The organism is Pseudomonas sp. MYb185, from assembly GCF_002979975.1.
In the GTDB taxonomy this organism is placed as follows: Bacteria; Pseudomonadota; Gammaproteobacteria; order Pseudomonadales; family Pseudomonadaceae; genus Halopseudomonas.
Genome location: NZ_PCQD01000007.1, coordinates 45,531 through 64,296 on the forward strand (window position 1 = coordinate 45,531; position 18,766 = coordinate 64,296).

Annotated in this window: 15 protein-coding genes; 3 read left to right on the forward strand and 12 right to left on the reverse strand. The window is 64.4% G+C overall.

Features of this window, described 5'->3' with window-relative positions; genetic code table 11:
• Positions 1 to 86 precede the first annotated feature (86 nt).
• The 11 genes from CQ007_RS12090 to glgA form a co-directional block, all read right to left on the reverse strand.
• Complete coding sequence (locus tag CQ007_RS12090) at positions 87 to 1,049, reverse strand: lysylphosphatidylglycerol synthase domain-containing protein (RefSeq protein WP_105646090.1); 963 nt, start codon at positions 1,047 to 1,049, stop codon at positions 87 to 89.
• Positions 1,046 to 2,284: a cardiolipin synthase ClsB gene (gene clsB / locus CQ007_RS12095; RefSeq protein ID WP_105646091.1), complete on the reverse strand. Its 1,239-nt coding sequence runs from the start codon at positions 2,282 to 2,284 to the stop codon at positions 1,046 to 1,048. The genes CQ007_RS12090 and clsB overlap by 4 nt, the downstream gene beginning before the upstream one ends.
• Positions 2,284 to 3,072: an endonuclease/exonuclease/phosphatase family protein gene (locus CQ007_RS12100; RefSeq protein WP_105646092.1), complete on the reverse strand. Its 789-nt coding sequence runs from the start codon at positions 3,070 to 3,072 to the stop codon at positions 2,284 to 2,286. Before CQ007_RS12100 ends, clsB begins: the two co-directional genes overlap by 1 nt.
• On the reverse strand, positions 3,069 to 3,983 hold the full coding sequence (locus CQ007_RS12105; protein ID WP_105646093.1) for a DUF72 domain-containing protein: 915 nt from the start codon (positions 3,981 to 3,983) through the stop codon (positions 3,069 to 3,071). Before CQ007_RS12105 ends, CQ007_RS12100 begins: the two co-directional genes overlap by 4 nt.
• Before the next feature lie 14 nt (positions 3,984 to 3,997).
• Positions 3,998 to 5,284, reverse strand: coding sequence for a zinc-dependent alcohol dehydrogenase (locus tag CQ007_RS12110; RefSeq protein ID WP_105646094.1), 1,287 nt, complete (start codon positions 5,282 to 5,284; stop codon positions 3,998 to 4,000).
• Positions 5,285 to 5,360: 76 nt separating this feature from the next.
• Positions 5,361 to 7,511, reverse strand: a complete 2,151-nt coding sequence (gene glgX / locus CQ007_RS12115; RefSeq protein WP_105646095.1) for a glycogen debranching protein GlgX — start codon at positions 7,509 to 7,511, stop codon at positions 5,361 to 5,363.
• A 6-nt stretch (positions 7,512 to 7,517) separates the two neighbouring features.
• On the reverse strand, positions 7,518 to 7,862 hold the full coding sequence (locus CQ007_RS12120) for a DUF2934 domain-containing protein (RefSeq protein ID WP_105646096.1): 345 nt from the start codon (positions 7,860 to 7,862) through the stop codon (positions 7,518 to 7,520).
• On the reverse strand, positions 7,859 to 10,630 hold the full coding sequence (gene treY / locus CQ007_RS12125) for a malto-oligosyltrehalose synthase (protein ID WP_105646097.1): 2,772 nt from the start codon (positions 10,628 to 10,630) through the stop codon (positions 7,859 to 7,861). Before treY ends, CQ007_RS12120 begins: the two co-directional genes overlap by 4 nt.
• On the reverse strand, positions 10,623 to 12,692 hold the full coding sequence (malQ, locus tag CQ007_RS12130; protein WP_105646098.1) for a 4-alpha-glucanotransferase: 2,070 nt from the start codon (positions 12,690 to 12,692) through the stop codon (positions 10,623 to 10,625). Before malQ ends, treY begins: the two co-directional genes overlap by 8 nt.
• On the reverse strand, positions 12,689 to 14,452 hold the full coding sequence (gene treZ, locus CQ007_RS12135; protein ID WP_105646099.1) for a malto-oligosyltrehalose trehalohydrolase: 1,764 nt from the start codon (positions 14,450 to 14,452) through the stop codon (positions 12,689 to 12,691). Before treZ ends, malQ begins: the two co-directional genes overlap by 4 nt.
• Positions 14,440 to 16,002, reverse strand: coding sequence for a glycogen synthase GlgA (glgA, locus tag CQ007_RS12140; RefSeq protein ID WP_105646100.1), 1,563 nt, complete (start codon positions 16,000 to 16,002; stop codon positions 14,440 to 14,442). Before glgA ends, treZ begins: the two co-directional genes overlap by 13 nt.
• 249 nt (positions 16,003 to 16,251) lie before the next feature.
• On the opposite strand from glgA, the gene CQ007_RS12145 reads away from it, so the two are divergent.
• Positions 16,252 to 16,749 carry a CinA family protein gene (locus tag CQ007_RS12145; protein WP_105646101.1) on the forward strand — a complete coding sequence of 166 codons (498 nt, stop codon included), beginning with the start codon at positions 16,252 to 16,254 and terminating at the stop codon, positions 16,747 to 16,749.
• Between the two features lie 4 nt (positions 16,750 to 16,753).
• On the opposite strand, the gene CQ007_RS12150 is transcribed toward CQ007_RS12145, so the two are convergent.
• The gene (locus CQ007_RS12150) at positions 16,754 to 17,161 is read right to left on the reverse strand and encodes a hypothetical protein (protein WP_105646102.1); all 408 of its coding nucleotides are present in this window, start codon (positions 17,159 to 17,161) and stop codon (positions 16,754 to 16,756) included.
• Positions 17,162 to 17,345: 184 nt separating this feature from the next.
• On the opposite strand from CQ007_RS12150, the gene CQ007_RS12155 reads away from it, so the two are divergent.
• Both CQ007_RS12155 and CQ007_RS12160 read left to right on the forward strand, forming a co-directional pair.
• Entirely contained in the window at positions 17,346 to 17,510 is a 165-nt protein-coding gene (locus CQ007_RS12155) for a general stress protein (RefSeq protein WP_105646280.1), read from the forward strand.
• A 222-nt stretch (positions 17,511 to 17,732) separates the two neighbouring features.
• On the forward strand, positions 17,733 to 18,434 hold the full coding sequence (locus CQ007_RS12160; RefSeq protein WP_105646103.1) for an FKBP-type peptidyl-prolyl cis-trans isomerase: 702 nt from the start codon (positions 17,733 to 17,735) through the stop codon (positions 18,432 to 18,434).
• The last annotated feature ends 332 nt before the right edge of the window (positions 18,435 to 18,766 follow it).

An 18,766-nucleotide genomic window follows, 5' to 3' on the forward strand; every position in this document is an offset into this window, starting at 1 on the left:
CGTTGGCATCATGTTAGGTCAGCATCGGGGGTGGCTCAAATGGGGACCGTCCCTCAGTGTGTCAGGATATGTGTCGAACCTGCGGCCTAGACATTGGCGCTGCGCATGGCCTTGGCGCGTTTTTCCAGTACCAGGTACACCGTCAGGGCGATGCACAGCGGGAGCAGGAAGTAGATCGCCCGGTACCCGATCAGCGCCGCGAGCAGGGCGCTTTTCGCCACCTGGCCCTGCAGCAGGGTGAGGAAGATGGTTTCCAGTACACCGAGGCCGGCGGGGATATGGGCGATGGCGCCGGCGATACTGCTGATCATCAGGATGCCCAGCACCGTCGGGTAGAACACGCCCTCGGGCAATAGCAGCCAGATCAGCAAGGCCATCAACGACCAGTTGAAGGCACCGACCGCCGCCTGCACCAGGGCCAGCCGCCAGTGCGGCAGTTCGATGCTGTGGCCGCGGATATGCCAGCGCCGGCGCGGGGAAAAGGCGCAGGCCAGCAGATAGGTCAACGCCACCAGCATCATGGCCACGCCGATCAGCCGCAGGCTGGTAGTGCCGATGTTCCAACCCTCGGGCAGGCGCACCATGCCCAGGGCGAACACCGTGCCGCCCAGCCACAGGTAACCCAGCCAGTTGGTGATGATGCTCAGACTGAATATCCGGGTGATGGTCGGTATGTCCAGCCCCAACCGGGTATACAGCCGGTAGCGCAGCGCTACCCCGCCGACCAGCGCGTTGAGATTCAGGTTGAAGGCATAGCAGACGAATACCAGCGGGATGACCTGGCGCACCGGCAGGCGGTGCCCGGTGTAATACCGGCCGAGCAGGTCGTAGCAGCTGTAGTTGAGATAGCTGAGCAGGGCGATGCCGACCCCGGCCAGCAATATCCACCACGGGTAGTCGCGCAGCGCGGTGCTGACTTCCTGCCAATCGGTGTTGCGCAGCTGCAGGTACAGCAGTGCCGGAATCAGGATCAGAAAGAACAGTGTCAGGCCGCCCTTGACCCAGCGCATGCGGTGGCTGGCTGGGCGCTCGGCCCCGGTGTCGCTCATAGCAGCTTCTCCTGCTGGTCCAGTCGCGGCAGCTCATCCTCGGGGTCTTCTCCGACTACCGGCAGCAGCGGCTCCAGCCGTGGGGTATGGGCCGGCAGACTGCCGGCGATGGCGGGGAAGTGGCGCAGGAAGTGAAAACACAGGAACGTCATCGGGGCGCGCCACCAGAAGCCACGGGTGGCCTTGCTCTGGGTGATTTCGCTGCAATGTTGATGAGCCAGCGACTGCAGGTGGTCATAGAGCCGCTGGTTGAGCCTCTGGTCACGGATGAACAGGTTGCCCTCCAGGTTCAGCGATAGGCTGAGCGGGTCCAGGTTGCTGGAGCCGACCGTTACCCACTCGCTGTCCATCAGCGCCACCTTGCCGTGCAACGGGCGCTGGCAGTACTCATGGATCACCACCCCGCTGCGCAGCAGATAGCTGTACAGAAAGGTCGAGCAGTTGCGCGCCCAGGGCATGTCCGGTTCGCCCTGCAGGATCAGCGTCACATGCACCCCGCGGCGCGCGGCGTTGCGCAGTTCACGCAGCATGCGATAGCCGGGAAAGAAATAGGCATTGGCGATCACCAGCCGGTGGTTGGCCGAGCGGATGGCACGCAGGTAGTGATCCTCGATATCCGAGGTGTGATGGTTGTTGTCGCGGATCGCCAGCATGATGCGTGCACTGCCGGCATAGCGGGTGGCACTCCGGTGCTCGGGGTTCAGCGGCAGGGGCAGCTCGCGGCGGGCGTGGCGAAACAGATTGAGGCTGGCATGACGGATATCCATGACCACCGGCCCACGCACCTCCACGGCATAGTCCTGCTTGGCGCCGGGGCCGTAATCGCCGAGGTGGACGGCGGTGAAGTTGATGCCGCCGACATAGGCCACTTCGCTGTCGATGACCACGATCTTGCGGTGCAGGCGCCGGAACAGGTTGGTGCGCATGCCAAACCGCCGTGGCTGCGGATCGAACACATGCACGTGGATGCCGGCCTCGATCATCTCGGCCAGGTACTCGTTGCTCAGGTCCACGGTGCCGTAGCCATCGACGATGACCTCCACATGCGCCCCATTGTGCGCGGCGCAGATCAGCGCCCGCTGCAGGGCCTTGCCGACCTTGTCCTCGAGCACGATGAAGGTTTCCAGCAGCACCTCCTTGCGTGCCTGGCGGATACGCTCGAAGACGCGGGGAAAGAATTCCTCGCCATTGATCAGCAGGTCTGCAGCATTGCCTTCACGCCAGAATGATTTCATCAGAAGCGTACCTCGACAGCCAGAGGCGCATGGTCGGACAGGTGCGACCAGGGGCGCCGATACAGAGTCTTCGGATCATGTGTGGTGACATTGCGCACGTAGATACGGTCCAGGCACAACAGTGGCCAGCGTGCCGGAAAGCTCTTGGCCGGCGTACCGAAGGCCTCGACGAACGCCTCGGTCAGGCCGCAACGATCCATGCGCGGGCCGGCGCGCTGCCGCCAGTCGTTGAAGTCACCGGCGACGATCACCGGGTCGTCCGGCGGCAACCGGTCCAGCAGGTGACACAGCAGCCGCAGCTGCCGCCTACGATGGCGCTCGCGCAGGCCCAGGTGAACGCAGATGGCATGCAGGTCCGCCTGGCCGGGCACATCGAGAATGGCATGCAACAGACCACGCTCCTCGGTACCGCTGATTGAAACATCCAGATTCTCGTAATGCAGTATCGGAAATTTTGACAGCAAGGCGTTGCCGTGGTGCCCGTCTGGATAGACCGCGTTGCGGCCATAAGCGAATTCCGGCCACATGGTGTCGGCAAGGAATTCGTAATGTGGCGCGTCGGGCCAGTTGTCGATCAACTGGCCGTGGCGTTCATGGGTACCGAGCACTTCCTGCAGGAACACCACATCCGAGGACAGGGTACGCACGGCATCACGCAGCTCCGGCAGGATGAAACGCCGGTTGAGCCAGTTGAAGCCCTTGTGGGTATTGATGGTAAGCACGCGGATGGACCGGACCGTGGGGGCCTGGTTGGTCAGGTGCTCATGGGTGGAACTGAGTGGCGTCACAGAAACTCCCCGGACAACTGGCCCGGCCGCACCTGAAGATGATCGGCCAGACCGAGCTTTTCCAGCAGGCGGCGGGCGTCATAGGGTGCGCGGACCTTGAGGTCGTTATCGAAATAGCAGTACACCGCGCGGCTTTTGCGTGACGGTTCCGGCCCCTGCGAGATGCGGCGGGCGTCAGCGGGTTGCCGGCCCTGGTGCCAGCTGCGAATGCGTTGTTCCCATTGGTCCAGCGCCTGCTCGTCGTAGCCGCTGGCATACAGCTCCTTGTCCCCGTGCAGGCGCAGGTACATGAAATCCGCCGTCAGCTCCTCCAGCAGCGGCCACTTGCCGGCCATGTCGGCCACCACCAGAGCGATGCCGTGCTGGCGCAGCAGCTCGATGAAGTCATCCTGCATGAAGCTGGCATGCCGGATCTCCACCGCGTGGCGCAGCGCAGTGTCGGCTTTCAGACTGGGCCGCTGTGGGTCGGCAAAGCGCCTGCTGCGCAGGGCGCAGTGATATGCCTGGCCGATGGTTCCGGGCAATTGTTCGAACAGCTCGCTGAACAGTCCCTGGTCGAACTTGAAGCTGGGCGGGAACTGCCAGAGAAAGGGACCGAGTTTTTCCCCCAGCTGCAATGGACCCGAGGCGAAGAAGTTGGCCAGCGGCTCGGCGATCTCGCGCAGGCGCCGCACATGGGTGATGTAGCGGGGCGCCTTGACGCTGAAGACGAAGTCATCCGGGGTCTGCGCATACCAGCCGGCGAAGCGTTCGGGTGTCTGCAGGGCATAGAAGGAACCGTTGATCTCGATACTGCTGACCGCCCGCGAGGCATATTCCAGTTCCCGGCGTTGCAACAGGCCCTCGGGGTAGAAATCCCCCCGCCAGGGGGCATAGCGCCAGCCGGAAATACCGATATGGATACCGTTCATGCTGTCCCCGTCATTCAGGGTTTCGGTGACGCCATCGACGGTGGATCACTGGCCGGGAAGGAGTCGTCCAGCGCCTCGTCCAGTGGGCCGTCGGTGTCGTCGGCCTCGGGCTGCAGGGCGACCTTGACCCAGCCACAGGCGCCCCGGTCGAAGGCCTTGAAGGCTTCGATGCTGTCCTGCATGGGTTCAACCTGGGTGAGGATGCGGGTGGGGTCGACGCGTCCGGTCAGCACCAGTTCGATAAGGACCGGGATGTAGCGACGGTGGTGGCAGTTGCCCATGTTGATGGTGAGGTTGCGACTGGTTGCCAGACCGATCGGAAAGCTCCTCGACTGCGGTGGATAGAGGCCGACGATGGCCAGCGTACCGGCCTTGGCCAGCCCCTCTACCGCCCAGTGCAGCGCCTGACTGGGCGCGTTGCCGGGATGCCAGTTGTCGCCGTCGGGATGGGTACGCGGGGTGTTCTGCGCCATCTCGCTGCGGAACTGCCCCTGCTGTATGGGATCGTCCAGGCCGGCCGGAGGTTCGGCATCCACCCCGACGGCATCGATGGCGCGGTCCACGCCGATCCCCCCGGTCAGACGCTGGAGGGTCTGCACCGGGCTCTCCTCATCGAAGTTGATCACCTCCGCGCCCTGCTGACGGGCCATCTGCAGGCGGTCGGACAGGTGGTCGATGGCGAACACCCGGGAAGCGCCGAACAACAGCGCGCTGGCGATGGCGAACTGGCCCACCGGGCCGCAGCCGAACACCGCCACGGTATCCCCGGGGGTGATTTCGGCCATCTCCGCGCCGAAATAGCCGGTGGGGAACACGTCCGACAGCAGGATCGCCTGATCATCACTGATGCTGTCCGGCAGTTTGATCAGGCCGATGTTGGCATAGGGAATCCGCGCCTTCTCCGCCTGCAGCCCGGCAAAGCTGCCGCTGGCCTCGGGCCCGCCGAAGAATGCGGTGCCGGCCTGTGGCCCGTTCGGGTTGGCGGTATCGCACTGGGCATAGTAGCCGGCCCGGCAATAGGAGCAGTTGCCGCAGGCGATGGTGGAGGGAATCACCACGCGGTCGCCGACCTGCAGGTTGCGTACGTCGGTGCCCAGGGTCTCGACGACGCCGACGCCCTCATGGCCGAGAATGGTGCCCGGACGCATGCCGCTGACGCTACCGCGCACGAAGTGCAGGTCGGTACCGCAGATGGCCGAGGCGGTAAGGCGGACGATCGCATCGGTGGGCGCCTGCAGTACCGGGTCGGCGACCTCCTCCAGGCGGATGTCGCCGACATCATGAAAAACCACTGCTTTCATGCTGTTACCTCCTTCGCAGCGAAGCCGACAGACTTCGCCATGGCTATAGGTTCCGACTGGGAGGCAGTGGCTTGGTTCAGGGTTTTTCACGCTCCAGGCGCAGCAGCAGCAGCGAACGTCCGGTCATCAGGAACTCGCTGTCGAACTCGTGCACCTCGCCGTCGCGCAGCTGCGTGCGGTTGGTGTCGAGCTGACAGAGCCAGTGACTGCCCTGGGCGACATGGGGCAGGCAGAAGCTGACCACATCATGGTGGGCATTCATCAGCAACAGCAGGGTGGTGTCGTCGCCGCTGCGGCGAATGCCGGTCGGTTGGGCGCGGCCGTCGAGCAGCATGCCCAGGCAGCGGGCATTGGGGTCGTCCCATTGCTCATCGGTCATCGGGTCGCCGGAGGGCGACAGCCAGGTGACATCGTTGACGCCCAGTTCCTCGTTGTACTCACCGACCAGGAAGCGACCGCGACGCAGGATCGGATAGGCATGGCGCAGGGAAATCAGGTGGCGGGTGAAATCCAGCAGTTCACGGCCATCGTCATCCAGGTTCCAGTCGATCCAGCCCAGCTCGTTATCCTGGCAGTAGATGTTGTTGTTGCCATGCTGGGTACGGCTGAACTCGTCCCCGGCCAGCAGCATCGGCGTGCCCTGGGACAGCAACAGGGTCGACAGCAGGTTGCGCATCTGGCGCATGCGCAGGCTGTTGATCTCGGGATCGTCGGTGGGGCCTTCGCAGCCATGGTTCCAGGACAGGTTGTGATCGCTGCCGTCCTGATTGTCCTCGCCGTTGGCCTCGTTGTGCTTGTGGTCATAGCTGACCACATCACGCAGGGTGAAGCCGTCATGGGCGGTGACGAAGTTGACCGAGGCGTAGGGCCGGCGCCCGCGCTGGTTGAAGTGGTCGCCGGAGGCGGTCAGGCGGCTGGCCAGGCCTGCTATCTGACCTTCTTCGCCCATCCAGAAGGCGCGCACGGTATCGCGGAAACGGTCGTTCCACTCCACCCAGCCGGGAGGGAATCCGCCGACCTGGTAGCCGCCGGGGCCGCAGTCCCAGGGCTCGGCAATCAGCTTGCTCTGGCTGAGGACCGGGTCCTGGCGGCAGGCGACGAGAAAGCCGTGGCGCTCATCGAAGCCATGCGCATGGCGCGCGAGAATGGTCGCCAGGTCGAAGCGGAAGCCGTCAACCTGCATCTCGTCGGCCCAGTAGCGCAGCGAGTCGGTGACCATCTGCAGCACGCAGGGGTGGCTCAGGTCCAGGGTGTTGCCGGTACCCGAGTCATTCACGTAGTAGCGCTTGTCATCGGCCATCAGCCGGTAGTAGGTGGCGTTGTCGATACCGCGCATGGACAGCGTCGGCCCCAGCTCGTTGCCCTCGGCGGTATGGTTGTAGACCACGTCCATGATCAGCTCCAGCCCGGCATCATGCAGGTGCGCGACCATCTCCTTGAATTCGCTGATGTTGCCGGTGGCCAGGTAGGCCGGATGGGGGGCGAAGAAGGCGATGCTGTTGTAGCCCCAGTAATTGCTCAGGTGCTTGTCCAGCAGGTGCTGGTCATTGACGAAGGCGTGCACTGGCAGCAGCTCGACGCTGGTCACGCCCAGCGAGCGGATGTGCTTGAGCACTTCCGGATGCATCAACCCGGCGAAGGTGCCGCGCACCGGCTCGGGCACCGCCGGGTGGGTCATGCTGATGCCGCGCACATGGGCTTCGTAGATGATGGTCCGGTCCCAGGGTGTTTCCCGGTGGGTGTGCCGGCCCCAGGTGAAGGCCTGGTCGATGACCTTGGCCTTGGGTATATGGGCGGCGCTGTCACGGTCATCGAAGCTCAGATCCGCATCCGGGGAGCCGAGGGTATAACCGAACAGTCGGTCCGACCAGGTCAGATCGCCCACCAACTGCTTGGCGTACGGATCGATCAGCAGTTTGTTGGGGTTGAAGCGATGCCCGGCATCCGGCTCGTAAGGACCATGCACCCGATAGCCATAGATCATGCCCGGATGGGCATCGGGCAGGTAGCCGTGCCATATCTCGTTGGTGTACTCGGGCAGTTCGATGCGTTCGATCTCCTGCTTGCCCTGGCTGTCGAACAGGCACAGCTCGACCTTGGTGGCATGCGCCGAGAACAGTGCGAAATTGACACCCAATCCATCCCAGGTGGCTCCCAGGGGAAAGGGTTGGCCCTCGGAGACCCGGGATTTGTGGGTCGGCTGCACAGCGCGTTTCCTGGCGTTCATGGTGGCTTACTCTTGCTGATCCGGCTCGGGTTTGCCCGGTTCGGTGATCTTGGTGGTTCGGGTGATGGCCTGGCGCCGGGGTCGTGCCGGCTTCTTGGCCGCGGCCGGCTTGTCCAGCAGGGCGGGTTTCTCCAGTTGGGTTTCGTCCTCGGTGGGGGCTGCAGCGGCCTTGCTACGGGGTTTACGGGTGGCGGCCTTTTTTGCCGGTGTCGGCTGCAGTTCGCCGTTCTGTTCACTCTGGAACAGTTTGCAGGCCATCTGCCAGTGACGTTGCTCCTGACCGGCGGGGCGGCCCTCGCTTTCCCATATCTGATAGGCCAGTTCGCGGATTCGCTGTTCATCATTGTTCATGGGGTCGATTCCTGATGGTTGGCGGTAACGAGAAGATTCACCGGGACGCTGGCCAGCAGTTCGCTCACTGGCACAGCAGGCCCATTGCGGACAGCCTCGCCGGTCAAGGCGCTGACCAGGGGCGCGGCGGGTAGATCGATCAGCGTATCGTCCCAGCGCGCCGCTGGAATCAGCGGCAGTTCGCTGTCGCCCAGCAGGGGCGCGGCGAGTCGGGGAACGATGGTGATTGCCAACTGTTGTCGGTGCTGGCGGCAGAAGGCGATGAGCCGATCGGCATGGGTGCCATGGAGTTTCAGTGGGCGAAAGTCGCCATGGCCGAACAGCGCCGGCTGGCGGCGACGGGTATCGAGTACCTGGGCGATCAGCCACTGCTTGATGCGTCCGTTGCGCCACTGCTGCAGCAGTTCGGCCGGGCTGGCCGGCTGGTTCAGGGTATGGCGGCGTTCGGCATAGTCGACCGCTCGGCGGTTGTCCGGGTCGACCATGCTGAAATCCCAGTATTCGCACCCCTGGTACAGGTCGGGTACCCCCGGAACGGTCATGCGCAGCAGGCACTGGCTCAGACTGTTGAGCGCGCCGTTGCAGGCCGCGAGATCGACTGCATGAGCCAGGGCCCGGCGCAGTTCCGCACCCTCGCGGCTGGTCATCAGGCGCTGCAGAAAGTCATGGCAGGCCTGTTCATAGGCGTTGTCCGGTGCGGCCCAGCTGCTGCGCAGCTTGCTCTCGCGCAGGGCTTTCTGTTGCCAGTTCAATACCCGCTGGGCGAAGGTCGCGCAGCGGTCGCCATCTTCCGGGTCCAGCTCCAGCGGCCAACTGCTGAACAGGGTCTGATAGAGCATCAGTTCATCGGCGGGCGAGGGCGCTGGCTGTTCCTCGACCAGCGAGCGCAGCGGTTCGGCCAGCTTGTACCAGAAGCGCACCTGGATGCCGAACCAGGGGGCATGTTCGCTGACTACCGCCAGCCGGGCGCGGGCATCCTCGCCGCGCTTGTGGTCATGGGTGGCGGTGGCGAGCAGGCCGAGAGGGAAGCGTTCGGCCTGCTCGCTGCACTGGGCATGGAACCAGTCAGGATCGGCGCTGAAGCGCTCGGGGTTGAACCCCACATCATTGCGCGACAGCAGTACCGCGGAGCGGTAGCAGGCGGTGTCCTCTACCGCCTTGGCTGCGGTGGGGGCGGTCAGTTGGTGGAAGCGCGCCAACAGACGGCGCTGGAAGCGCCGCCGGGGGCCGGCCGCGCCGGCGTGCAGCGGTTCGCCACCGAGCCAGCGCTGCAACTGGTCCAGGGCCGGCCAGTCGTTTCTGCCCAGCTCGCGGCGGGCACCGCCCAGGGCCATGTCGAAGAAGCGTCGGTCCTGGGACGAAGGCCCGCAGACCCCGGTGTAGGTGCGGTACACCGGATAGTGCACGATCAGTGCGCGCAGGGCACGACGGATGGCCCCCAGGGTGAGGTCGCGCGTGGCCAGGCTGCTGCGGGCCAGGCGCAGCAGGGCCTGGGCCAGGATCTCGACATCGGCGGCCAGGGAATTGCTCAGCACCAGCCGGCGGGCGGCGCGGGTTTCCTCGCTGAAGTCCGCGGTGCGCCCGCTGAGCGAACTCCACAGCTCGGCCAGCTCGGCCTGGCCGTTGGGATCGTGCTGCAGCAGGGCGACGCGGTTCATGAACTCGTAGCCGGTGGTGCCATCCACCATCCAGTCGCCCGGCAACTGCTCATCGCCACCGAGGATCTTCTCCACATAGATCGGGAAGAATTGCTGGCGCTCGGGCAGCAGGCGCTGGACGCGGCGGCGCAACCGTCGGCAGTAGGCCCGGGGGTTGGCCAGGCCGTCGATATGATCGATGCGCAGGCCATCGATCAGTCCGGCGGCGATCAGCTCGAACACCTTGGCGTGGGTGGCCTCGAATACCTGGGGCAGTTCGCTGCGCAGGCTGATCAGTTCGTTGACATCGAAGAACCGGCGCCAGTTGATATCGTCATTGGCGGTGCGCCAACTGGCCAGGCGGTAATGTTGGCATTCGAGCAGCTCATGCAGGCGCAGACAACCCTGGGCGGTGCCCGGATCGAAGCGCCGCAAGGCCTGCTCGATGACCTCGGCGGTACTGCCCCAGGCGATGGCGGCCACCTCCTCGCAGATCTCGGTGGCGATCTGTCGCGCGCCGAACTCACCCTCCAGCGCGGCGCAGCGATCGGCCAGGCGAGTCAGGGCGTCGAGGCCGGTATCCTGCAGCAGAGCCGGATAGCCGTTCATGGCCAGCGGCAACCGGTGGTCGAAGTGACAGACATGGAAGCGCCCGGCGGTGGCATCGAACTGCAGGCGGATCTCGCCAGCCTTGAGGGTCGTCAGGTAATCGTCGCGCAGAATCGGCAGCAGCAGCCGGTCACGCATGAATTCGTCATGCGAGCGCCAGGTGATGTCGAAGAAGCAGGCATAGGGGCTGGCGCTGCCCCACAGCAGCACGTCCTGCCACCAGCTGTTGTCATTGTCCACTGCCATGTGGTTGGGCACGATATCCATGATCAGCCCCATCTGCCGTTGGTGCAGCGCGCCGGCCAGGCGCTGGAGCGCCGGCTCGCCACCCAGTTCCGGGTTGACGCAGGTCGGGTCGATCACATCGTAGCCGTGGCTGGAGCCGGGGCGGGCCTTGAGCAGGGGAGAGGCATAGATATGACTGATCCCCAGCTGGGCAAAATAGTCCACCAGCGCCGTGGCATCATCCAGGGTGAAGCCTGCGTGAAACTGCAGGCGCAGGGTGGCGCGAGGTTCATTCATCGGACGGGTTCCTTTCACGGCCCTGGCGCTCCTGCTGCAGATGCTGAAGACGTTGCCGCGGCAGCTCGGCATCGAGCATGTCGGCAGCGGGCTGCGGCCAGCGCCGCCGCCAATTGGGGTGAACGGCGGAACCGGGCAGGTTGGGCTGTTCTTCGCTGCCCATGACGTCCTCCAGCGGCACCAGGACCAGCGGCGCGGGGGTGCGGCCGAGGAAGCGGATGCCGGCATCCAGCTGCTCGGCTATGCCGGCATTTTCATCCAGCAGCCCCTCAGACTGCAGGGCGGCATCCAGAACGCTCACCTGCTCGTCGCGAACCTGCCGGTCATGCCGGGCCTGTTCCGGGCTGCGCTCGTTGGCGCGCAGGCGCCAGTCGATGTCGCGGCTGTCGAGCCAGCCACTCAGCGTCGGCAGGTCATGGGTGCCGGTGGTGGCCAGGGCCTGGGCGGACCACTTGTGCGCAGCGGGCATGTGACCGTCCTCCTGCTCGAACAGCAGCACGCGCATGCCGAGGATGTTGCGTTCGGCGAGCAGGGCCTGCAGTCCCGCCGGTACGGTGCCCAGATCCTCACCGATGATCAGTGTCCGGTGTCGCCAGGACTCCAGTGCCAGCAGGCGCAACAGATCATCCAGCGGATAGTTCAGATAGGCTCCGGCCTGGGGCGAAGCACCATCGGGGATGATCCACAGCCGCTGCAGGCCCATGACATGGTCGATGCGAACACCTCCGGCCTGGCCCAGATTGGCCCGCAGCATGGCGATGAAGGCGCTGTAGCCGTTGCGTTTCAGCCCCAGCGGTGAGAATGCCGCCACCCCCCAGTCCTGACCGTCCTGGTTCAGCAGGTCCGGTGGTGCGCCGATACTGACCTGGCTGAGCAACTGCTGCTGGCAGGCCCAGCCGAAGCTGCCGCTGGGGTCGGCGCCGATGGCCATATCGCTGATCAGGCCAATGCCCATGCCGGCGCTGCGTGCCTGCTGCTGCACCTGGGCCAGGCAGCGGGCGGCCAGCCACTGACCGAAGGCGTGGAATTCCAGTTCCGCAGCCTGCTCCTCGGCGAATCGGCGGACCGCAGGCGAATCGGGCTGGCCCCAGGGGGCGGGCCAATGGTGCCAGTCATCGCCGTGGCCGGCGTCCAGCATGTGTCGTTGCAATGCCTCGTGACAGCAGTGCAGCTGCAGGGACTCGCCACCGTCGTGGCGAAAGCGCTGGAAGTCCTCGCGCAGGGTCACTGGCGCCTCGGCAAAATGCGCATGCAGCTGGCGCAGCAGTTGCAGCCGCAAGGCCGAGACCGCAGGCCAGTCGATCAGCTCCTGCTGTTCCAGCGTCTGTGCCAGTGCGCCCAACTGGCATTCGCGCAGGGCACGCTGTACCGCCTCGGCACCGAGGATCTGCGCCGGGGCGGCATGCAGGATATTGAGCAATGAGCGGCTGGAAGGGGAGTAGGGACTGTAATGTTCGGGACGGCAACTGAACATGGCATGCAGCGGACTGATTGCCAGCGCATCGGCGCCCTTGTCGGCGGCGCTCAGGACCAGATCCTGCAGCGCAGCGGTGTCGCCCAGCCCGCCATCACCTGTTCGGCGCAGGGAGTAGACCTGCGCAGCAATGCCCCAGATATGTCGCCGGCCACCGGTCAGCTCGGGAATGGACGGGCAGGCCGGCGGCGCGCAGGCCAGCTGCCACTGCTGCTCGCCACAGCTCAGTTGATGGTAGCCACAGGGCAGCGCGGGCAGGTAGCCATGGCGGTCGACCTGCAGCGTGATGGCGTGGCCATCTTCCCGCAGTACCTGACAATGGCTGCCCGGTCCCAGGCGGCTGCGCACATCGATGGGCTGCTCGGCATTGCAGATCAACAGCGGCCCGTGCTCGGCTTCCTGCCGGAGCTGACGAGCCCGGGCCAGGCTGGCATCCAGCTGCGCCGGCGTATCGGCGGGCAACTGCAGTGCCTTGAGTACACCAAGCAGGGCCCGCTCGTCGAGGCTGGCCGAGTGGCCGTGGGCATCGGTCCAGTGGCAGAGGACGCCGGCTTCCTCGGCCAGTTGGAACAACTGTCGGGTGCTCATGTCGCTGGGTCCAGAATCGCCCTCGAGCTGTAGCCCGGTAGCAGGCAGGGGTCCCGTGACAGGTTGGCGCGATAGTCATGGATGACCGTGGTGCCCGGCTCGGGAGCGGCCACTGCCAGGGCATGCTCGGACAGGTTCAGGTCGATGCGCAACCGGCTGCCGTCACCCAGTCGCCAGCAGGCCGATAGCGCCTTCTCGCCGAGAATACTGGCGCCGTCGGACAGGGTTCCGGGCAGACGCGGCACTATATGCGCATGGCGCAGGCGCAACAGACTGCGGTAACAGGCCAGCCAGTCCTCCTGCAGGGTCGGGTTGCCCTGTGCCCGCTCCGGCACCGAGCTGAGATAGGTGGCGGCCACATTTGGGTCCGGAATGCGCTGGCGCAGGGCCTCGTCGGCGAAGGCAGCAAAATCCGCGAATTCATTGCGGCGGCCTTCGCGCACGGCCTTGCCCAGTTCCGGATCGTGGTCGGTGAAGAACAGGAACGGCTGCTCGCAGCCCCATTCCTCGCCCATGAACAGCAGCGGGATCATCGGGCACAGCAGCACCAGTCCGAGGGCGGCCTTCACCGCGCGGTGATCGGCCAGGGTGATCAGGCGCTCGCCGAGGGCACGGTTGCCGATCTGGTCATGGTTCTGCAGGAACAGGATGAAGGCGGTCGGCGGCAGATGGCCGCTGGGTTCGCCGCGTGGGACGCCGTTGCGGCTGGGCTCGCCCTGGTAGACGAAGCCTTCCTGCAGGCAACGGGCCAGCTTGATGGTGGTATCCCGGGCGAAATCGCTGTAGTAGCTTTCCTCCTCGCCGGTCAGCAGAACATGCAGGGCATGATGGCCGTCGTCATTCCACTGGGCATCGTAGCCCTCGCTGAGCAGGCTGGCCTGGTTGCGCTCGTTCTCCAGCATCAGGTGCACCCGCCGTCCGTCGGGCACGGCGCTGCGCACCCGCTGCGCCAACGTCTTGAGAAAATCCGCATCGCGGATGGCATGCACCGCGTCCAGGCGCAGGCCATCGATACGGTAATCGATGATCCACATCATGGCGTTCTCGTAGAAGAAATCACTCACCTGGAGCACGCGAAAGTCGATGGCCTGACCCCAGGGAGTCGGCAGATCCTGGCGGAAGAAGCTGCTGGCGTACTCACCCAGGTAATTACCATGGGGGCCGAAGTGGTTGTAGACCACATCCATGAATACCATCAGCCCGAGGGCGTGGGCACTGTCGACCAGCTGCCGCAGCTCGTCGGGTGTGCCGTAGCTGGCTTGCGGGGCGAATGGGAAGACGCCGTCATATCCCCAGTTGCGCTGCCCCGGGTACTGGCTGACCGGCATCAGCTCGATGGCGGTGATGCCCAGTTCGAGCAATTCCGGCAGCCTGGCCTGGATGCCGGCAAAACCGCCGAAGGCGCCCGGATGCAGTTCATAGATGACCGTCTCATGCCAGGGCCGGCCCTGCCATTGCTGACACTGCCAGACGAATGCGTCGGGATCGACCACGCAGCTGGGACCATCCACGCCCTGCGGCTGATAGCGCGAGGCGGGATCGGGCACCGAACGCTCGCCGTCGATCAGGAAGCGGTAGACAGTCCCCGCGCCACAGCTGACCCGGGCGCTGTACCAGCCATCATCCTGGTGATGCAGGCTGTGCACACTGCCATCGCCGAGGCGCACCGCGACGCTGTGGGCATCGGGGGCCCACAGGGAAAAGCTGGTGGCGCCGTCGGGCTGCAGAGTGGCTCCATGCAGTCGGGTTATCTCACGCATGTGCCGGCTCTCCTGCCGGCTACGGCAAAGGAGTCATAGGTACGCTCGATCAGCCTGCGATAAAGACGGTCATAGGGCTTGACCGATTGGTGCCAGTACAGCGGTGCGGCCATCGCCTTGCAGCGCATGGCGTTGAGCAGCACCGGGTGGCGGTGCACATTCAGCGCCCGGCGAATCGCCTGCAGATAGCTGTTGGTGGTCGGCTCGCGGAACAGGAACCCGGAGACGCCATCCTCTATGGTGTCGGCCAGGCCGCCGGTGCGCCGGGCGATCGGCAACGAGCCGTAGCACTGGGCATAGATCTGACTGAGGCCGCAGGGTTCGTAGCGTGACGGCATCAGCAGGAAGTCGCTGCCGGCGAGGATGCGGCGCGCCTCGGTCTCGTCGAAGTGCAGGTTGACGCCGACCCGACCGGGATAACGCCCGCTGAGCTCCTCGACCCGGCGCTCCAGCGCGCGCTCGCCCTGGCCGATGATGGCGATGCGACCGCCAGCGGCGACGATGCTGTCCGCCACCTCGATGGTCAGGTCGATACCTTTCTGATGCACCAGCCGCGAGACCACGGCGAACAGCGGTCCCTCCTCCTGGGCAAAGCCGAAGGCCTGTTCCACATGCCGCCGGTTGGCCTGCTTGCCCTGCCATTGGCCGGGGGCGAAGCCCTGCACCAGCCGCGGATCGCTCTGCGATTGCCAACTGGTATCGATGCCATTGACGAAACCGCACAGCAGGCCTTCGTCGGCCTTGCGTCGCAACAGCCCCTCAAGCCCGCAGCCGAACGCCGGTGAGGTGATCTCATGGGCATAGGTATGGCTGACGGTGGTGATATGGGTGGCGTAGTTGATGCCGGCCTTGAGAAACGACAGCTTGCCGTAGTACTCCATGCCATCGGGGTGCAGTGCTTCCTCGGGCAGGCCGAGTTCGACGCGACTTTCCGGCGAGCACAGCCCCTGATAGGCCAGATTGTGAATGGTGAACACGCACGGCACCTGCTGGCCACGCCAGGCCATGTAGGCCGGGGTCAATCCCGCCGGCCAGTCATTGGCATGCACCAGGTCCGGTTGCCAGTTGCGTACGCCCACGCCATCGGCGATCTTCGCCGCAGCCAATGCCAGGCGGGCGAAGCGAATATGATTGTCCGGCCAGTCGATGCCCTCGCTGTCACCATAGGGGCCGCCATCGCGGTCATACAGTTGCTGGCACAACACCACATAGACGATGAGCTGGTCGGGCAGGGTGATCTGGCCGATCAGGCAGGGCGGAATGGCGCCGTGACCGGGCAGCTTGCCGACCACATGGATCGGCAGCCCACTCTGGATCACCTGCCGGTAGCCGGGTATCAATACCCGTACCGAATGATGCTGGCTCAGGGCGCGGGGCAGGGCCGCGGAAACATCACCCAACCCGCCCACCTTGATCAGGTCGGTGAACTCGGAGGTGACGAAGAGAATATTGTGGCCAGTCTCTGCTGGCGGCGAGGGTTGCACCTGGCTCTTCGATGAGGTGTGCTTGAATGACTCTTCCGGCAGGATCGCCGCCGCAGCATTGCCCATAACATCCTCCAAACGGTGTGTTTTCTCTGGGAGAGTGTTGGTACCTGATCGCATAGCCATGAGCGGGATCGTCCGCCGTAGCAGATCAGAAGGTGTGGATAGCCATCCCTCAATTTAGTGACTGGCTGGGGTTACAGAAGTTTCGACTTTTTTTGCCGCTCGACAGCGCCGGCAAGCGGGAACTTAAAGGCTCTGCCTCCAGCTCTAAATGGGTAACGCGGATAGGTGGTCGATCAAGGTGGACTCAGCATGCAGAACCTGCAGCAGGTAGTGGATTTCCTCAAGCACAACGAGCTGGTCCTGGCCACGGCCGAGTCCTGTACCGCCGGGCTGATCGCCTCGCTGGTGGCCGAGGTGCCCGGAAGTGGTGCGGTGATGGAATGCGGTTATGTGGTCTATGCGATCAGTGCCAAGCGGGAGATGCTTGGCGTCAGCCTGCAGACCATCGACAGCTACGGTCTGACCAGCGAACCGGTGGCCCGGGAAATGGCCCTGGGCGCACTGCAGCGCTGTGGCGCCGGCATAACCCTGGCCAATACCGGGCTGGCTGAAGCGCAAGGGGAGATGGATGGAGTCATCTGCTTCGCCTGCGCCATGCTGCTCGATGGCCAGCCGCGGGTGCTGAGCGAAACCCGCAAGTTCGATGGCAGGCGTAATGAGGTAAGGGCCAAGGCCGCACGTCACGCTCTGCTGTCGCTGGAAAGATATGTGGACGAGCTGCGCCAGACACCGCCCCGCCAGAACTGAGCGGCTACCAGAACCCGGCGGGGTGACGCTCTGCCACCGCCGGCAGGGTCAGCGCGAAGCCGTCGTGAAACAAGGTGGCCAGCTGGGTATCGAGCACCATGCTGTTGATCGAGTCGAGGCCGGCCTCGAGGGTGCGGGTAGTGCCATCGGTGACGAAATACAACTGGTGACGCACCTGTCCACGGCTGGTATCGGCGGCGATACGGTAGTGGCTGGCATGGCCGTGCTCGACGGCACTGACCTCCAGGCACAGCTCGGGCGGGCTGCCTGCTGTATGCACCACGGCATTCAGGCCGGCCTGGCGCGCCGCCAGCGCGGCCTGTTCGAACAGGGGGGCTGCTCTGGCCAGCAATATTTCGCCATAGCGACGGGGAAAACCATCTGCAGCGGATGGCAGGGCGGATTCGGTCATGGCATACCTCGCTGGCGCAGGGAATGAAGCGGTACAGTGTTGGACAGGTGAATTCCCCGGGAGTTGTGTCAACGAGCGTCAGTCCGGATTGGTTAAAAATAACGCGAACCTCTGTTGCGGCCTGCCCTCCAACTTATCAGGTGCCGTGCACCTGTATGTACAACCCTGAGTGGAGGTCAAGCAGATGACTCAACGTAGAGGTGGTAAAGGCAATTTCGCCGAAAACCCGCAACGTGCATCGGAAGCCGGCAGAAAGGGCGGTCAAGCCAGCGGTGGTAACTTCAAGAACAATCCGCAGCGTGCTGCGGAGGCCGGACGCAAGGGTGGCCAGCAAAGCAGACGGACCTGACGCAATGCAACGGCGAAGCGGGGGCTGCGGCCCCCGTTCTTTTGGCCTGCCATCCATGGCGGCCACCTTTGCTGACTGCCGCTGCGCGACGCGAAAAATCGCTGCCGGCGATTTTTTGCTTCCAGTTCGCGTCAAGCCGTTCTCCCCGGTAGCCGGGCTTTGTCCGCACTGTTATGCTTCGTGCTTTATTTTCGCCCGTACGGGCTAGTCGAAGAGGTAAGCATGAAGCGGAATCTGCTGGCAGCCAGTGTTGCACTCAGTATCTTTACTTTGGTGGGTTGCAGTGAAAAGGAACCCGAACTCACCACTTCCATCCAGCAGGCGTCCTACGGTATCGGCCTGAACATGGGCCAGAGCCTGTTGCAGGATGGTCTGGATGATGTGGATACCCAGGCCCTGGCGCTGGGTATGCAGGACGCGCTGTCGGGCAGCGAAGCCCGGGTCAGCGAAAAGGACCTGATCGCCGCCTTCGGTGAGCTGCAGACCCGTGCCGAAGAGCGTGCCAATACCCAGAATGTCGAAGCCCTCGAAGCCAACACGGCCTACCTGGTGGAAAATGCCGAGCGTGATGGGGTGATCACCACCGAATCCGGTCTGCAGTACGAAGTGATCGAGTCCGGCGACGCCGACGGCGCCCAGCCGAAGGTCAGTGACGTGGTCTCCGTTCACTACGAAGGCAAGCTCACCGATGGCACCGTCTTCGACAGCTCCATCAGCCGTGGCGAGCCGATCGACCTGCCGGTCAGCGGTGTGATCCCCGGTTGGGTCGAGGCGCTGCAACTGATGCGTGTCGGTGACAAGTGGAAGGTGACCATTCCCAGTGATCTGGCCTACGGCCCGGGTAGCCCCAGCCCGCTGATTCCGCCGAACTCGGTGCTGGTGTTCGACATGGAACTGCTGGGTATTCAGCAGGACGAAGAATAAGTTCTATCTGCGCTAGGGTAACACTCGCCGGGGCCCGGGACAGACGCTGCGGGCCTCGGAGTGTTACCGTTATGCACATTTCGCCGGTAACAGGCAAGCGACAATTTGCCACTTCCCCGCCTAATTTCCTGTCTCGTAAATACCTGTTTTTTAAGGTTTTTGTGACTGATCAAAAAATGTGCAGGGCAGCCGGGAGCGCATCCTGACGGGTGTTTGCCTCCCTTGTGCAGGCCTTGTTCACAGAGTTATCCACAGGAATTGTGGGTAACCGGCGCAACCCCGCTGCGGGCCGCCATGAGGCCACTCCAGACCTGGGGGCGACCCAGCCAGAA

Bases quoted from the DNA above. Each gene is read 5' to 3' on its own strand.
- CQ007_RS12120 (WP_105646096.1), bottom strand. From the start codon at position 7,862: ATGAACAATGATGAACAGCGAATCCGCGAACTGGCCTATCAGATATGG.
- malQ (WP_105646098.1), bottom strand. From the start codon at position 12,692: ATGAGCACCCGACAGTTGTTCCAACTGGCCGAGGAAGCCGGCGTCCTC.
- treZ (WP_105646099.1), bottom strand. From the start codon at position 14,452: ATGCGTGAGATAACCCGACTGCATGGAGCCACTCTGCAGCCCGACGGC.
- CQ007_RS12145 (WP_105646101.1), top strand. From the start codon at position 16,252: ATGCAGAACCTGCAGCAGGTAGTGGATTTCCTCAAGCACAACGAGCTG.
- CQ007_RS12150 (WP_105646102.1), bottom strand. From the start codon at position 17,161: ATGACCGAATCCGCCCTGCCATCCGCTGCAGATGGTTTTCCCCGTCGC.
- CQ007_RS12160 (WP_105646103.1), top strand. From the start codon at position 17,733: ATGAAGCGGAATCTGCTGGCAGCCAGTGTTGCACTCAGTATCTTTACT.
- glgX (WP_105646095.1), bottom strand. From the start codon at position 7,511: ATGAACGCCAGGAAACGCGCTGTGCAGCCGACCCACAAATCCCGGGTC.
- CQ007_RS12110 (WP_105646094.1), bottom strand. From the start codon at position 5,284: ATGAAAGCAGTGGTTTTTCATGATGTCGGCGACATCCGCCTGGAGGAG.
- treY (WP_105646097.1), bottom strand. From the start codon at position 10,630: ATGAATGAACCTCGCGCCACCCTGCGCCTGCAGTTTCACGCAGGCTTC.
- CQ007_RS12105 (WP_105646093.1), bottom strand. From the start codon at position 3,983: ATGAACGGTATCCATATCGGTATTTCCGGCTGGCGCTATGCCCCCTGG.
- glgA (WP_105646100.1), bottom strand. From the start codon at position 16,002: ATGGGCAATGCTGCGGCGGCGATCCTGCCGGAAGAGTCATTCAAGCAC.
- CQ007_RS12155 (WP_105646280.1), top strand. From the start codon at position 17,346: ATGACTCAACGTAGAGGTGGTAAAGGCAATTTCGCCGAAAACCCGCAA.
- clsB (WP_105646091.1), bottom strand. From the start codon at position 2,284: ATGAAATCATTCTGGCGTGAAGGCAATGCTGCAGACCTGCTGATCAAT.
- CQ007_RS12090 (WP_105646090.1), bottom strand. From the start codon at position 1,049: ATGAGCGACACCGGGGCCGAGCGCCCAGCCAGCCACCGCATGCGCTGG.